This is a genomic window from Planktothrix serta PCC 8927, from assembly GCF_900010725.2.
Taxonomy (GTDB): domain Bacteria; phylum Cyanobacteriota; class Cyanobacteriia; order Cyanobacteriales; family Microcoleaceae; genus Planktothrix; species Planktothrix serta.
Map to the genome: position 1 here is coordinate 537904 of NZ_LR734877.1, position 15126 is coordinate 553029.

Below are 15126 nucleotides of genomic sequence, written 5' to 3' on the forward strand. Positions count from 1 at the left end.
GTGATTTTATTAGGGGAAGCCAAAGAAACCGGGTTTTTCAGCAAGAGAAGGTGCTTTGATTTCAACCCCTATAAAAACCCGGTTTCTCTATTCATCGTTAATTTCAGGTTTAGGGAAAAATAAGAAACCGGGTTTTTCAGAAAATGGCACAATAATAATAGGGCAACAGGTGAAAGAATGACAGAACTCGAACAAGTTGCGGAAGCCCTAGACCGTCAGGACTACCGCCAAGCGGCAAAACTGTTAAAACAACTGCAACAGCAAGCGCCGGACAATCCTTGGGTACAGTTATATGCTGGGCGTTGGTATGAAGGAACAGATAAACTAGAAACCGCAGAAAAAGTTTATCGTAAATTATTAAAAGATGCCACTAACCCCAAAATTGTCGCTCAGGCGCGTCAAGGTTTACAACGCATTGAAACCCTGGAACAAAATCGACGTCAACAAGCCATTGTTGAAGCAAAAACTGATCCAACTAATACCGAACCCGGTGTTTTAATATTAGAACCTCTGGCTCCCGAACAAAAGCAAAATGCCGCCAAAACCCTCGCCCGAATGTTAAAAACCGATCCCTATACCGCTAGAATACAGTTACAAAGTCGGGGTTGGCGACTATATAAAACCGGGGAAATCGGAGAATTAAAAGTTTATGGTCAAGAAATGTTAGAAGCAGGAATTCCTGTATTTTGGGTGTCGTTAACCGATATTCAAAAGCTTCATGTATTCCGAGTAAAATCAATTCAATCCCTATCCCCACAACCGACTATTATTTGTCAAAATGAACAGGATCAATTAGGCTCGATGACGTTTAATTGGCAAGAAGTTAGCCAACGGGTTGAGGGATTATTACCCTTATTTATGGAAATGTTAGATTATGATCCGCGTCGGCCCAAATCAGAGCGATTTCGGCATAAAGAAATGACTCAAGATTATGCTCAAATTTTGGATTTACATTTACCACGACGAGGTTGTATTTTAAGGTTTTGTGATCAGAGTTATGACTTTCAAGAAGGGATTGATTTTAGTCAATTTTCGAGTGAAACTAGCGGACTTCCAACCCGTCAAAATACAAATCGGATGAATTGGAATCTGTTAATAGAACAGTTTAACCTTTATTTAACTCACGCTCAACTCTGGTCAGAGTTTACACCTTTTGCAGAAACAACCTTAGATTATACTCAACTTTTGGGCCGGATTAAACCTTATATTGATTTATCTCGAAAATCAGAAAGCATTTGGGATAATGCGTTTCAACTCTATAGCGGGTTGGTATTTTTTAAACAAGCAAAATAAAAACCGGATTTCTTCAAGAAACCCGGTTTATAATTAACTTTTAACCATTAATTAGAGTTGAGAATTAACATCATCAGAATGGGTTGTATCTCTGAAATCCCGACGTCCTTCCCCTCTGTCGGGTTGATAAGGGCCATTGAGTCGAGTTCGGGCGGAAAGTAATTGTTGGCCATTAACAATATCGGATAATTGATTAGTGGAAAAATTAACCGCTAAAGCGTTAGTTGTAAGACCAACCGATAAACAAACTGATAAAATTAAAGATGTATAGATTTGCATAATAAAGTGTCCGTGTGAGTCTGTCCACTTCTTCATACAAACTATTACTCTTTAAATCAGGATTAGTTGGAAAAAGTTTTTCACCCCTCCTGATAAAATCCGGCTATTAACCCTCTTTTATAAGGTTTAAAAACACTAACCAAAACCCAGAAACCGGGTTTCTAACCCTGAGATAGCAATCCTAAATAGGTTGTAATATTTTATCGTAGGGGTTGGGTCTCCCAACCCTCTTTGCGCCTGGGTTGGGAGACCCAACCCCTACAGGTTGTGATCACAAATCCTACACGGATTGCTATATATAGGCTGAAATCAATTAACTTTCAGAAACCCGGTTTCTAATGGGATTAAAATGCTTCTACAATTAACCAATGACCAGAGACGTTTAAACGTGCGTAAACCGTTAGGAGGGAAGCCGTAGAAATCTTTTGTAATTGTTGGTTAATTTCTGGATGTAGCGTTACTAATCTCCAGGTTTGACCCGTTAACTTCCCTTCCGTTAAAGTGAGGGTATAGTCTTGATGACCCTGACGTTGAAAAATACCCGAAAAAAGCTGACTATCTTTTGAAGGATGGGGAGAAATTGCAGATGCAGGACAATTAGCATCAGGAGGATAAAATTCGGGATGATCTAAATAATAATATTGCCAGTTTAACCAATCGGGATGATCAGGAGGTAAATTAAATAAAGGAATAATAGCTTGAGGAGCAATTTTATCAGTTAACAAGGCATTTTGTAAGATTTTAACAGATAATTCATGGGGTTTTATTCCTTGTTCAATACATAAGGCTGCTGCCATTCCTGCTGCTTGTCCTATTCCTAAGACAACAGGTTGTAAACGAGTTGCACCGTTAGCAAGATGGGAAACAGAAATATTTTTTTCACAGACTAATAAATTATCAACACTAACAGGAATTAAGGCGCGATAGGGAATAGTAAAGGGTGTTCCTGTCCAACGTCCTCCCCAACGTAAACTTTTAGGTTGTACGGGTAATCCAAAAGTGGTATAATGATGATCGTTAGCATAATTTCCAATAGCGATCGCTTCACATTCTCCTATTTCATTTATGGGTAATAAAGCCGTAAAACCCTGTTTAATCGGTAAAATATCCTGTTCCCGAATTGTAGTTAATCCTTGAACTCGACGACTTTCTCGATAATAAGGATGTAAGGCAAAAGCCGATAAAATAGTCGAATCTGTATTAAAATTCGGTCGATTTTCTATTGGGAAACTTCCCGTTGCTAACCCATAGCGTTGTCCGAGTTGTTGTTGAATAAACCGGGCAAAACTTTGACTATGCCAAAAACTTTCTTGCCAAAATTGTAACCGTTCAGAATCTGAACCAATTAAACGATCTAAATTTTGATCATAATCATTTCCCTGAAGTGGCCAGTTAATCATAAACCGTTGACCGGGAAGTCTACCATAGTTGATAAATGATTCTATATCGTAATTTTTCCAAGCATTAATAAATAATTCTGGGGTATCAATAGCAGGGGCGGGAATTTCCGGGGCGATTTGATCTTTTCCAAAATCTTGCATGATAAAAACCCAGGTTGGAGCTTGCACTGGGGTTGTTTTAATAAAGGAAAATTCATCAATGGGAGCGCTGGGTTCTTGCCATTCGGCTTGTAATTCCCATCCCCAACGATAGGGGATTTCTGCTAATTCCAAAACATCGCCTAATTCCGTTGCATCTAATATAATTTTAGCACAAATTGTACAGGAATCAAATCTAACTTCTGTAATAGAATTCCCTTGTTTTACCACTCCTAAAGGTTGTTGTCCTGAAATCCATAATAAATTCGGTTCGGCTTTCACCCAATCTGCAAAAATATTCGCTCCAATTTGGGGATGATAAGTAAAGAAACTCACCCAAGCATTATCTAAACCTTCGGGTTGACGTTGGTTTAATTCTCGTAAAAAAGCCCCCCAAATTCCCGTTTGAAACGCGACTAATTCATTGCCATCTGGTGCAGGAACGCCCCCAGAGGTTAACATTCCCCCTAACATGGGCCATTGACTAACTAAAATGGTCTTCGCCCCACGACGGGCGGCTTGTAATGCAGCCGCAGTTCCCCCGGTTCCGCCTCCAACCACTAAAACATCGGCTTGTAATTGATTCATGACGAGTTTGTAAACTAAAAAACGATCTAAAAATTATCGGTTAAAATTAGGTTTAGTGTCAGGGTGATTTGTTAATTTTCGTAGTAAGCCCTTCAGGGCTTAAAACTAATTCTCGTAGTAAGCCCTTCAGGGCTTAAAACTAATTCTCGTAGTAAGCCCTTCAGGGCTTAAAACTAATTCTTGTAGTAAGCCCTGAAGGGCTTACTACTTTCGGAGAAAAGCCCTGAAGGGCTTACTACTTTCGGAGAAAAGCCCTGAAGGGCTTACTACGCATGATATTTGGATTCTATGACAAAAATTCTATTCTTAAAACCTAAATTAACCCTGGGCGTTTCCCTGACCGTTGCGGTCATCCTGGGACATCTATCAACCGCCCAGGCTCAATGGCCACCGACCGAACCCATAGCGGTTCCGTCATCAACAATAAATCCTGCGGTTGAAGACAACCAAGGTTATACATTAGGGCCAGGAGATCTTTTACAACTGGATATTTTTAATGTTCCTGAATATAGTGGTAATAATGGTCAACATCAAGTCTCCATTGATGGTTCGATAAATTTACCTTTAATTGGCAATATTTCAGTTCAGGGTATGACCTTAGACCAAGTAACGGCTATTGTTCAACAACGCTATGGGGAATATTTACAACGACCCCTGTTAACCCTGCAATTAGTCGCTGCTCGTCCTCTACAAATTGCTGTCACCGGAGAAGTTCAACGTCCGGGGTCTTATATGTTGTCCGCAACTTCCTCCACAAACAATTCCTTGGCTACCCCAGAAGTTCAGGGGGGGAGGGGTCGTTTACCAACGATTACCCGTGTTTTGCAAATGGCGGGGGGAATTACCCCTTCGGCGGATGTCCGACAGGTGAAAATTCGTCGTTCTCAGGGAAATGCAGGGGAAAAAATTCTGAATTTGGATTTGTGGGAATTGATGCAAACGGGGGATTTACGCCAGGATATTACCTTGCGCGATGGCGACACAATTTATATTCCCACAGCCACAGAACACAACGCGCTGGAATCTTCCCAATTAGTAACGGCTAATTTTGCGAGTAATAATAATCAACCAATTAATGTGGCGGTTGTTGGGGCTGTTAATCGCCCTGGAACCCATACCTTAAGGTTAGAACCTATTCCCCAAGTTACCCCAGAACCGGGTCAATTAACTGAAGGTGTTGTTTCAACGGCCAGTGGGGGAATATTAACCGTAACACAAGCTTTGAAAGTGGCGGGGGGAATTACTTCTCAAGCGGATATCCGTAATATTCAGGTGCGACGGCTGACCCGCACGGGAACAGAACAACAGATTACAGTGGATTTATGGAAACTTTTACAGGAAGGAGATGTCACTCAAGATGCCATGTTACAACAGGGAGATACGATTATTGTGCCAACGGCGACAGCGACTGAAACAGAAGAAAATGCAGAAGTAGCCGCCGCGAGTTTTTCTCCCGATAAGCTAAAAATTAGTATTGTGGGTGAAGTGGTAGCTCCAGGTGCGAAAAGCGTTGCTCCGAATACATCCTTGAATCAAGCACTGGTGGAGGCGGGAGGATTGAATGAATCTCGTGCTAATAAGAAAGAGGTGGAGTTAATTCGCTTACATCCTAATGGGACGGTTTCTCGACGACCAATTCCGATTAATTTATCGGCGGAAGTTAACGAAGAAACGAATCCCAAGCTTAGAAATAATGATGTTATTGTCGTCGGTCGGTCGGGGGGGGCTTCCTTCCGAGATGGTTTAGGGACGGTGTTAAATTCCTTAAGTCCGATTAACAATTTCTTGGGATTATTTCGGTTTGTTAATATTTTTTAATAGGAGAGGGAACAGGGAACAGGAATAAAAAAATCAGTGTTTTAGCTCGACTGTTATAACTGAGGATAGAGATGATGGTTGATTAGTGTTCTGCATTTACAAAACTTAAATTGTTGAAATTACCCCCAAAATTAATATGAAAACTAGGAAATTATCTCGGTTATCTGCTGGTCACTCTCTAAATAAACCTCTGTATTCTGTAGAAAGAATTCCTTCCGGGAGTCCTTTATATTATGATGCGGATTTATATCCTTTGGAATATAATCAGGGAGAAAAATCTAATTTTTTGCAGGTGTTATGGAAACGAGCTATTGCTGTTTTAGGGGTGACAACAGCCGTTACTGCGGGAGTTTATCTGTGGACAATTAATCAGACTCCTGAATATAAAGGGTCGTTTCAAATTTTAGTTGAATCTCAGCCTCAACTTGAACCTCAAGCGTCTAATTTAGAAGGGAAGCCAGATTTAGATTATTATTCTCAAGTTGAAATTTTACAAAGTCCTAAATTATTGTCAGGAATTCTTAAAGCAATTCAAACCCGCTATCCTGAAGTTACTTATGATTCTCTATTTAATAAAACCACAGGACAAACCTTTCTTAAAAATGATATTCTCTCGATTAAACCGTTAAAAGAGACTCGAATTGTAGAGGTGAGTTATCAAGATTCTGAACCTCAGAAAGTGCAATTTGTTTTAGAAAAACTAGCAGAAGGCTATTTAAAATATAGTATTCCTGAAGATAACAAAGCCCAAGAGCGTGAACAACAATTCAAGCTAATTCAAGAGCAAATTGCCAGTTTAGAGGAAAAACTTCCCCCAATTAAACAAGAAATTCAAAAACTACAACAACAATATAACTTTATTGATCCGCAACTGCAAACTCAATATTTAGCTCAACAAAATAGTCAAATACAATCCCAAAAGTTAGAAACTAAAGCTCAACTTCAACAACAAGAATCTCAATATCAAACCTTACAAAAACAGTTAGGATTAAAACCCGAAGAGGCGTTACTCGCATCCGCCTTAAGTCAGTCTCCCCAATATCAAAGTTTACTACAAGAGTTATTACAATTAGAGACAAAAATTGCGATTGAATCTGCCCGTTTTAAAGGGACTGCTCCTCAAATTCAAGTGTTATTAGATCAGCGATCGCAATTATTGCCTTTATTAGAAGAGGAAGCGAAACGGATTTTAGGAAAAAATTCTAATCAAGTTGATCCTAATATTATCCGGTTTCAAGATTCTATTAGAATGGAACTCATCCAGCAGTTAGTGATGACTGCTAATAATATTGAGATGTTGAAGGTTAGAAATGAAGTTTTAGAAAAAGCCACTCAAGAATTTAACCAATATTCCCAAGTTTTCCCGGTGGTTTTTAGTCGTTATAACGATTTACAACAACAGTTAAAAACTACCAATACTCAACTGACAGAACTCACGAATAAACGCCAAGCGATGCAATTAGAAGTCGTTCCCAAAACGAAATCGGAACCCTGGGAATTGATTGCACCTCCTCGCATTCCCAGTCAAATGAATGGAGAATTAATGGCGGTTTCTCCGAATGTTCCTTTGAATTTAGCATTAGGAGGATTAGCCGGATTATTTTTAGGGGTAATTACCGCTCAAATTCTGGAAAGGTTGAATACTGTTTATCGCACAACTCATGAAGTAACTGATAGTATTAGTTTACCGTTATTAGGGGTAATTCCTGCTAGTAATGAAGCATTAATCCTTCCGGGTTCTATTGCTCCTACTATCGATATTTCTAATATCACCTATCCCGCTTGTAGCCCATTCCAAGAGGCATTCCGAGCGTTAAATGCAAATTTACGTCTACTCAATCCTGAAGGTTCTGTGCGTTCCTGTGTGATTACTTCTGCAACTCCAGCCGATGGAAAATCAACGATTGCGATGAATTTAGCCCAAGGAGCCGCTGCAATGGGTCAACGGGTTTTATTAGTCGATGCTGACTTGCGTTGTCCTCGAATTCATACCATGTTAGAGGTGAAAAATCAACAAGGTTTAACTAATATTATTACGGAAAAATTAGAGTTTCAAACGGTTATTCAACAGGTTCCCTATGACGAGAATTTATATGTGTTAACCGCCGGAGAATATTATCCAGATCCGACTCGGTTATTATCCTCAAAACCTATGCAAGAGTTAATGAAACAATTGCAGGAATCCTTCGATTTAATTATCTACGATACCGCCCCGGTTTTAGGGTTAGCTGATGCTAATTTATTGGCTCCTTATACTGATGGGTTAATGATGGTTGTAGGTTTAGGAAAAACCGACCGAGAAGCCTTTAGTTTAGCTCTGCGGGAAATTAACACCGCCGGGGTTCCCGTGTTAGGAATGGTTGCTAATGGGGATAAACAAGAAACCCATTATTATCGGGATTATTAAGTAGAATTTTGATTCCATAGGTATTGTTCATAGTTGGGGGAACGGTCATCTTCGGTTCTCAGCCGCAAAAAGTGTAGCAAACGTGGAGTAAATTCTCCTACACTTTTGCTACACTTTTGCGAATCCTGAAAGGCTTGATATGGAACGGGTGTAGACATTTTGGAGACATTAAAAATCAAAAATAGGGTCTGAAAGGCTTGATATTGAACGGGTGTGGAGGGACTCGAACCCCCGACAGACGACTTAGAAGGTCATAGCTCATAAATGGCTGTATTTCCTACTGGGTAAACTTATTAAGCTTGACTCTATCTACTGGTTTTTGACATCCGTAGACATTGCGTAGACAATTGAGGCTAGATAGAGTTGTGACCTGAGTAGACAAATGAAAACATTCACATATAGTCCGAGAGGTTTGGCACGGATAGAAAGAAATGGGGAAAACCTGCGGATTGTTTTCCCCAGAAGCTTGTTCAATGGCAAGGTTAAAACTTTTGCTTTGGGACTAAAGGCGGATAGTCCAACTGATAGAAAAAAGGCTGAAGAGATTTGTAATGCAATCAATGCTGATATCCGGTTTGATCAACTTGATGTCACCCTAGAACGATATAAACCGCGCCATAAAAGCCACTCTTATAAAAATAAAGTCTCGGAACTATACCCAGATATTGCACTGGTTGAACTTTATCAAAAGTTTATTGAGTATAAAAAACCGACCTGGAAAATTGCCACATTACACCACAGAACCCGGTGTATTTTGCCTCTGATTAAAAAGTCTGGTGTAACCTCTCCCTATCAGGCTTTAGAGTTGCGTCAATGGTTGGTTAACAATACCTCTGAAGGTTACACCAAGAAAGTTTTGCAACAAATCAATGCAGCGTTTAAGTGGGCATTATCAGCCAAACTTTTAAGGGGGGATAACCCATTTGACGGAATGGCAAAAGAGTTTAAGGATAACTACGAAAGAAACGAACCAGAGCCTAACGCCTTTACTCAAGAAGAGAAGGAAAAAATCTTAGAAGCCTTTCGTAATCACGTCATACCGGGTAACAGTTACCGCCATTATTATCCGTTAGTTCAGTTTCTATTCCTAACAGGTTGTCGTCCGAGTGAAGCGATTGGCTTGAAATGGGGAAATGTAAATAATAATCATGTTGCCTTTAAAGAATCTATTACAACAGTAGGAGGGAAGGTTATTAAAAATCAAGGTAGTAAAAATAATAAGGTTAGAAAGTTCCCCATGAATCAAGCTCTCAGAGAGTTTATGAATTCTATTAAACCTGATGATGTTAATGTCAATGATTTAGTTTTCCCTAGCCCTGAAGGTAGTCCGATTAATTACAATAATTTTTCTCAACGGGCTTGGGATAAAATTGTTGACCCTATTGTTCAACGGAATACAACCCCCTATTCTTGTCGTGATACTTTCATCACTGAACAAGTCAATAGCAGTGTCCCTACCCTCAGCGTTGCTAAGTGGTGCGATACCAGCGTTTCTATTATTGAAAAGCATTATTTTGATAGCACCGTTAATCTAATTCTTCCAGTCTAATGCTTCACTTCAGAGGACAACTATTAAAGTTAATTTCCTCTGAAGTTGAGCTAGGGAAAAAGTTAAATCACTACAACAATGACATCTGATCACCGTCCGGTTCTATGGGTTTAGGAGTGGGGTCAGATAGTCCTAACTCAGCCGGGGTAATTCCCAATCGGGGTAAAAACTTGGTGAAAAACTTCTCTCCTTTGCTGTGCCATCTCAATACTAGGTCAGCTAGGTGAACCTGAGCGAGTGTTAGTTCTTTCCAGTCCTTCAAAAAATCTTCTTTTTTCTCCCACTTAAGAATCTGATGAAAGGTATCTTTAATCAGGTTGACAACTTGCTGTTCTCTCTGGGAAAGTTTATCGCCATTATTTAGTTTGGTTATAAACTCAAAATCCTTCTGAGCGTCAGACGGTTTCGGCTTAGATGTGGATTTTGACGGCGGGAGATTTTCGGGTTCTGTTTGGAGAATTTCTACGGGTTGAACTTCTGAATGTTGATCAGAAATATTATTTTCTATCAACCCCCCCTCAAACTGGTGCAACTGGTGCAAACCCCTATCAGATAAGGGTTTAACTGGTGCATCAACTGGTGCATCAACTGGTGCATCAACTGGTGCAACTGGTGCAAGTTGACTCGCTTCTGCTAATTTCATCAAATATTGTTCATAGTTGGGTAAACCGTCGTCATCTTCAGTTCTTACCCGCAATCCGACAAAATGGGAATGACGGCGTAACTTATCCCAAGTCACCTTTTCCCCTAAATAGTCGCTGCATAATTCGTCTAAGTGTTTAGGGAATTTAACTTGAGATAGTGGCTTCAATCCGGCCTTTTCACAAAAATCTTTATAGACATCAAAAAGGAAACTCACACGGGTTTCAGCCGTTGGGTCAAGTACCAAAGTATCGTTAAAGAACGCGGCAACACTGTTAGATTCCATCTTCATCCGCCATTCATGCAGCTTGAATTCTGCAATATCCGCATCCCCATAACCTCTAATGAGTTGGGTAACTTCGTGATCAGATAACCGCAGGGCAACAGCAATTAATTGAGGGATTTCCTCATCCATTAAATGTTCCAGTTCCCCCGTCCGTTTTTGAATTGGAACCGGATTGTTAAACGGAATTAAGCACAGCCTCCGATCTAACCCAGTGGTATCTCCAGCAAAAACGGTGTGATTACTAGCGATAACAGTTGTACCTAGGAAAGGCGCTGACCCCGGACTTTTCCGAATTTCCCTAAACCGGATATCATCCCCCCCGGTTAACTTCAAAATTGTTTCACAGCCAACTTGTTTCCGTTCATCGGAAAAGATAACTAACTGTTTATCAATAATAGAGGCTAGTTCATATTCACTGGACAAAGACGATAAACTAGACCCTTGATAGTTGCCTTTACCGACGCATTTTTGCAGCAATCTTAAGAATGTTCCTTTACCTGTACCCGGTTTCCCTGACAGATGAACAAATTGCTGTAACTCACTAAACCTAAATTTAATTACCCCGTTAATCGCGGCTAAAAGTTTCTTAATGCCGCGTTCATCCCCTTTCATCGCTTCCGTCATAAACCGATACACCGCAGGGCATCCAGTTTTTAAGGTGTCTAAGATATTGTCCTGAATAATGATAGGTTTATAGTCATAGGGAAGATGAGAAATAAACCCAAAACCCGGAGAATGTTCTAACAGTTTTCCGGTAGAAACTTCTAACACCCCATTGCTAAAGGCAATATATTTGCTAGTGTCAAATGTTTTCCAGTGTCTCGCCCGCAAGTCACACTCTAACAGGTTGACAACATCTTTTAAAAATGCGTGCCCTTTGTAGTTAACATTCTTAGAATCTAAGATGGTTTTGACGGCAGATAAGAAGGAACCATCATCATATTTTTCCCAGTATTTATCATTCCAATACCGCCATGTTTGTTGTTGGTTGTGGTATTTAAAACGCTGTTGAAAGTCTTCTGCAATCTCTTTGGCAACTAACCTAGGGATGGGTCTACCTTTTGAGGGTTTATCATCATCTTTGGTGAATTGCTTCTCCCACTGTTCAACAGTTTGAGCCATCTTAATTGCATCTAAGAAAGCTTCCTTACCATTGGCTTTAATGAAATCATCCATCCCCTTCCACTCAGAGCTCCACGAAACAATCCTAAGCTCTGTTCCGTGTTCTCTAGCTAAAGTACAGAATTTACGAATGGCGTCTCTACATTGGGGTTTCTCCCGGTAATCTGAGTCAAAACCAATGTACTGTACCCCCCCACGTTGAATCCAGTTTAAGACTTCAGGGGCGAATTTTCCTTTTTTGCCCCAATTCCAAACCCCGGTTAAAGCAATGGTAGGGAAGTCAATGGATAAACCCGCCCCGGCTTTTTTGGCTCCTTCTGTCCAGAGGATAGGGTTACTAAGACTGTCATAGATGTTTTGCCAGTAGTTGTCATTTCCGGGCATTTTCAGGAACATCGCATCCGGGGTCATCCGACTGGCTGTTAAATATTTAGAGTTCTCATTTGTTTCGGGGTTATGGTGAGGATGGTTGGGCTTGAACTGGCCATGACGCTCTGAGAGATATTCTCCAGTTCTCCAGTTAACACCCCGACACCACCATCCGGGGTCTTTTATTGGGTTTTTGGGTTTTACCCGCTTGTTGGCTTCTTCAGCGCTGATAGATTCAATGTTTGGACTGGTGATCGCATTGCTGACGGCGCTACCTTCTACCCATTCCCGTAAATGCTCTGTAGCGACATACAGGACTTGACTATCTTTGGGTAATGTGCGGTTGTCTTGTGTGGATTTTGTAGATTCTGTTATCATTGTATGTATCATTTTCAAAAACTCCATTGATCGTCATTCCTACCCCCTTACCCAGGAATGGCGATACTGCTTTTAATGGGTAAAAGAATAGAAGTTTAATAAGTAAAATGGCGTAACGACACAGTTTGTTTTCCCTATCTCTGATCAAACGTTTGTAGCTAAGTTTCTAATCCCAGAAGTCAAGAAGAACTAATTGCATATAATCTCCAACAAATATTTTTAAGCGTTTATAGATACGCTTCCATCATTTGCCTTAACACTTGCTAAATCTCTAAATAGCCCTACCTGACTCGATAATACATTTTTTTTTGCACTGTAACAACCCATGTCTTTTGGAGAACTAACAAGACTCGTCCTGACTTTGTGAGTTATGATTGTGGATAGCGGGCAAGCGGTGGATATACATCCTCAAAAGTCCTGACACCGTTGTTCCTTTCTTCGCTGCATAGCGTTTAAGTTTTAACAATTCGGCATCATTGATCTTGAAAACGACTCTGTTACACCGGGGTTGCTTTTTCATGTTGAGATGTAAAAATAAACCGTTACACCTTCATTACACCACTGTTTTTCAATGTTGGTGAAACTCTTGTAACATCTCTCAAAAGCGACGGTAAATCCTTAAAGTGTCCGGTAAAGGTATTTCATCGTATCCTTCTAAATTCGTCAGAATTTTGCGTCACCTTGACAACATGAGCTTTTTAGAAAGGGGTACAACAAAGTGCAACCCTTTCTAAATTTCACCTTAAAATCTCTCGGAACTTTTGGTGAGCTTTGTCCAAGTCTTCAGTAAACTGCTCAATCCGTTCTCTATCCCATTCTCTCAGAAACAGGTTGAGGAGGAATAGAGCGTTATCTAATTGAACATAAGGGGGGTGCTCACTCTCATCTGTAGAAGCCACAACAACAAGATGGTAATACCGCAATAATTGTGAAGCTTCATCTGTCAATTCTCGTAAGTCATTGGTGATTTTTTCCAGGATTGACCTATCAAGACAGATCATGGTTTTTTCGGGTTTCATGACATATCAAAGGGTTTCTGGTGGTTGGAAGACTAGATAGATTCTGCCGTCGTTTCCTTTGGGGGGACGGCAAGGATAAATAGAGGATGACTCAACAGAACGGAATCCTACATCAGTCATTAACTCGGTTAGCTTTTCTGCTAAATCCTTGACCTGATTTCTGTCGTACCAAAGCCGAATTTTAATTAACTGACTAGCCGGGTCGTTCTCTTCTCCAGGGGTATAAACCCAACGAGACATATTAGAATCCCAGTAATAGCCTTTATCTTGTAGATGACTGTACAATTCATCGCTAGAAAGGTGGGTAAATTCGGAATCAATTTCTAAGGCTCTGGTGTATTTCAAAGTCCGGCGAATCATGGGTTAACCTTCCTCTAGGTCAAGATAGGATTTAATATCATTTAAAATGACTTTCCCGTCTGCGTAACGTCTTCCCTTAAATCCCATGACATCTTTAATAATGTCGGAATCTTTTAAGCCGTTTTCTAGTGCTTCTAAGACGGGTTCCATAAAAAGTTCCAAGTTTCGTTCCCGTTCCGTTCCCTTAGAGAGTTCCGAGTTCCCGGAACTTTCGGAACTTTCGGAACTTTTTGGGAACTGCCGATGAACGCTAGGGTCTGAGAGTTCCACTTCGGAACTTTCTGGGAACTCAGTTACAGGGGTTAAACTGCTTTGACGTTCGGTTAAAACGAATTGTGCAATGGCTGAATTAGTACCTTGAGCTAGGAATAAATCACTGGCTATTGTGTGCTTGAATTCAGCAATTTCTCGCTTATTCATTGCGTCAATTTTGGGCTTCATTTTCCCTAGTTGATTAGAAAAATAGAGGGAAGTTGAACCGACTGCAATGGCGTAACCGATAGAGGTAAAACGAAAGAACTTATGCCATCCGTTTGACTCTGGGTTACGGGTTAAGAACGGGGTAACAAACCACAGAGGAACTGCCGTTACCAAGGCAAGAATGTTGATACTGTGTAACAGTTTCCAATTCTGTTTGATGGCTTCTGAATGAGAGACAGGATTGATCACCGTGACCATTGAATTAGTCCCCCAATAATTAAAGCGATCGCAAAACCCACAACGATTAAGCTAGTAAAAAGCCAGTCCTGCGTCTCTGGGTTGCGAGTGCAATAGATGACGGTTCCTGCGATACCTAATCCCAGAGATAAAATCAGTGATACCCAGAAAGCGGGTTCTCTTAAATCTTGGATTAAACGGGCCAGGAGGGAGGCAAGGGAAGCACTACTCGCTATCAGTAAAAAGAAGCCAATTATGCGGTAAAATTGAATCATGTTGCGCTTTTCCTCATGCTAACCCGTGCCGTTTTGACACGGGTTATTGTTTTAAAGTTGACCCATTAAAGCGTTAATTGCTTGGTCAGCTTGTTGAGCAGATTGTTCTAACCCTTGACCGAGTTTTGCGTATTCAGGGCGTAGAGAATGCAGATATTTTGCACTGGTGTTTTTATAGCCTTGAATCCGTCTTTCGTTCCGGGCTTCATTACGGCGATATTTTTCGTGATGACGGTTAATGGCAGTTTGATGATTGCCAATCTTTTCTAACTTTTCATAAGCCTTTTTACTGGCTTTACGTTTCATCCGTTCCTGTTTTTCAAATTCAGTTAAAGCGTCAGCCTCTTCTTCAGTAAAAGCACGGGCTTCTGTGACAACTGGGACGGCTCGGTAAGCCTTCCAACTGCCAGGGCTGTCAGGGGTAATAGCGTTATTAGCGGATTTAGAATGTACAGAATTAGCGTCTAAATTGTTAGCTTGACCCTGCACGGGTGCAATACTACCGCTATTAAGGTCATCGCCTTTGAAGTAACTTAACATTTTTGA

The 15126-nt window shown here is 40.6% G+C and carries 13 protein-coding genes; 4 read left to right on the forward strand and 9 right to left on the reverse strand.

Annotation, left to right across the window (positions count from 1 at the left end):
• The first annotated feature begins 177 nt into the window (after positions 1-177).
• On the forward strand, positions 178-1293 hold the full coding sequence (locus PL8927_RS18990; protein WP_083624745.1) for a tetratricopeptide repeat protein: 1116 nt from the start codon (positions 178-180) through the stop codon (positions 1291-1293).
• Positions 1294-1344: 51 nt separating this feature from the next.
• Here PL8927_RS18990 and patX read toward each other — a convergent pair whose 3' ends face one another.
• Together patX and PL8927_RS19000 are read right to left on the reverse strand one after the other, a co-directional pair.
• On the reverse strand, positions 1345-1572 hold the full coding sequence (gene patX, locus PL8927_RS18995; protein ID WP_083624747.1) for a heterocyst-inhibiting protein PatX: 228 nt from the start codon (positions 1570-1572) through the stop codon (positions 1345-1347).
• 344 nt (positions 1573-1916) lie between these two features.
• Positions 1917-3698: an FAD-dependent oxidoreductase gene (locus tag PL8927_RS19000; RefSeq protein ID WP_083624749.1), complete on the reverse strand. Its 1782-nt coding sequence runs from the start codon at positions 3696-3698 to the stop codon at positions 1917-1919.
• A 288-nt stretch (positions 3699-3986) separates the two neighbouring features.
• Between PL8927_RS19000 and PL8927_RS19005 the strand changes: the two genes are divergently transcribed.
• Both PL8927_RS19005 and PL8927_RS19010 read left to right on the forward strand, forming a co-directional pair.
• Positions 3987-5516, forward strand: a complete 1530-nt coding sequence (locus PL8927_RS19005) for an SLBB domain-containing protein (protein ID WP_083624751.1) — start codon at positions 3987-3989, stop codon at positions 5514-5516.
• A gap of 136 nt (positions 5517-5652) precedes the next feature.
• The gene (locus PL8927_RS19010) at positions 5653-7923 is read left to right on the forward strand and encodes a polysaccharide biosynthesis tyrosine autokinase (RefSeq protein ID WP_083624754.1); all 2271 of its coding nucleotides are present in this window, start codon (positions 5653-5655) and stop codon (positions 7921-7923) included.
• On the opposite strand, the gene PL8927_RS19015 is transcribed toward PL8927_RS19010, so the two are convergent.
• Positions 7920-8081 (reverse strand): hypothetical protein, encoded by a 162-nt coding sequence (locus tag PL8927_RS19015; RefSeq protein ID WP_156093242.1) that lies wholly within the window; start codon positions 8079-8081, stop codon positions 7920-7922. The genes PL8927_RS19010 and PL8927_RS19015 overlap by 4 nt on opposite strands.
• 224 nt (positions 8082-8305) lie before the next feature.
• Here PL8927_RS19015 and PL8927_RS19020 point away from each other — a divergent pair, with 224 nt between their 5' ends.
• Positions 8306-9472 (forward strand): tyrosine-type recombinase/integrase, encoded by a 1167-nt coding sequence (locus PL8927_RS19020; protein WP_083624756.1) that lies wholly within the window; start codon positions 8306-8308, stop codon positions 9470-9472.
• 70 nt (positions 9473-9542) lie between these two features.
• Here the strand turns inward: PL8927_RS19020 and PL8927_RS19025 are convergent, their stop codons facing one another.
• From PL8927_RS19025 to PL8927_RS19050, 6 genes are all read right to left on the reverse strand, one after another.
• On the reverse strand, positions 9543-12281 hold the full coding sequence (locus PL8927_RS19025; RefSeq protein WP_197047474.1) for a phage/plasmid primase, P4 family: 2739 nt from the start codon (positions 12279-12281) through the stop codon (positions 9543-9545).
• 725 nt (positions 12282-13006) lie between these two features.
• Positions 13007-13288, reverse strand: a complete 282-nt coding sequence (locus tag PL8927_RS19030; RefSeq protein WP_083624759.1) for a hypothetical protein — start codon at positions 13286-13288, stop codon at positions 13007-13009.
• Between the two features lie 6 nt (positions 13289-13294).
• Positions 13295-13648: a hypothetical protein gene (locus PL8927_RS19035; protein WP_083624761.1), complete on the reverse strand. Its 354-nt coding sequence runs from the start codon at positions 13646-13648 to the stop codon at positions 13295-13297.
• A gap of 3 nt (positions 13649-13651) precedes the next feature.
• A complete protein-coding gene (locus PL8927_RS19040; protein WP_083624762.1) occupies positions 13652-14326 on the reverse strand; it encodes a hypothetical protein in 675 nt (224 codons plus the stop codon).
• Positions 14314-14580, reverse strand: a complete 267-nt coding sequence (locus PL8927_RS19045; protein WP_083624764.1) for a hypothetical protein — start codon at positions 14578-14580, stop codon at positions 14314-14316. The genes PL8927_RS19040 and PL8927_RS19045 overlap by 13 nt, the downstream gene beginning before the upstream one ends.
• A gap of 51 nt (positions 14581-14631) precedes the next feature.
• Entirely contained in the window at positions 14632-15120 is a 489-nt protein-coding gene (locus tag PL8927_RS19050) for a hypothetical protein (protein WP_083624766.1), read from the reverse strand.
• Positions 15121-15126: the final 6 nt, after the last annotated feature.

What these genes read in the sequence shown, in the direction of transcription:
- PL8927_RS19030 (WP_083624759.1), bottom strand. Translation starts at nt 13,288, where the DNA reads ATGAAACCCGAAAAAACCATGATCTGTCTTGATAGGTCAATCCTGGAA.
- PL8927_RS19045 (WP_083624764.1), bottom strand. Translation starts at nt 14,580, where the DNA reads ATGATTCAATTTTACCGCATAATTGGCTTCTTTTTACTGATAGCGAGT.
- PL8927_RS18990 (WP_083624745.1), top strand. Translation starts at nt 178, where the DNA reads ATGACAGAACTCGAACAAGTTGCGGAAGCCCTAGACCGTCAGGACTAC.
- PL8927_RS19035 (WP_083624761.1), bottom strand. Translation starts at nt 13,648, where the DNA reads ATGATTCGCCGGACTTTGAAATACACCAGAGCCTTAGAAATTGATTCC.
- PL8927_RS19025 (WP_197047474.1), bottom strand. Translation starts at nt 12,281, where the DNA reads ATGATACATACAATGATAACAGAATCTACAAAATCCACACAAGACAAC.
- PL8927_RS19020 (WP_083624756.1), top strand. Translation starts at nt 8,306, where the DNA reads ATGAAAACATTCACATATAGTCCGAGAGGTTTGGCACGGATAGAAAGA.
- PL8927_RS19015 (WP_156093242.1), bottom strand. Translation starts at nt 8,081, where the DNA reads ATGTCTACACCCGTTCCATATCAAGCCTTTCAGGATTCGCAAAAGTGT.
- patX (WP_083624747.1), bottom strand. Translation starts at nt 1,572, where the DNA reads ATGCAAATCTATACATCTTTAATTTTATCAGTTTGTTTATCGGTTGGT.
- PL8927_RS19050 (WP_083624766.1), bottom strand. Translation starts at nt 15,120, where the DNA reads ATGTTAAGTTACTTCAAAGGCGATGACCTTAATAGCGGTAGTATTGCA.
- PL8927_RS19000 (WP_083624749.1), bottom strand. Translation starts at nt 3,698, where the DNA reads ATGAATCAATTACAAGCCGATGTTTTAGTGGTTGGAGGCGGAACCGGG.
- PL8927_RS19010 (WP_083624754.1), top strand. Translation starts at nt 5,653, where the DNA reads ATGAAAACTAGGAAATTATCTCGGTTATCTGCTGGTCACTCTCTAAAT.
- PL8927_RS19005 (WP_083624751.1), top strand. Translation starts at nt 3,987, where the DNA reads ATGACAAAAATTCTATTCTTAAAACCTAAATTAACCCTGGGCGTTTCC.
- PL8927_RS19040 (WP_083624762.1), bottom strand. Translation starts at nt 14,326, where the DNA reads ATGGTCACGGTGATCAATCCTGTCTCTCATTCAGAAGCCATCAAACAG.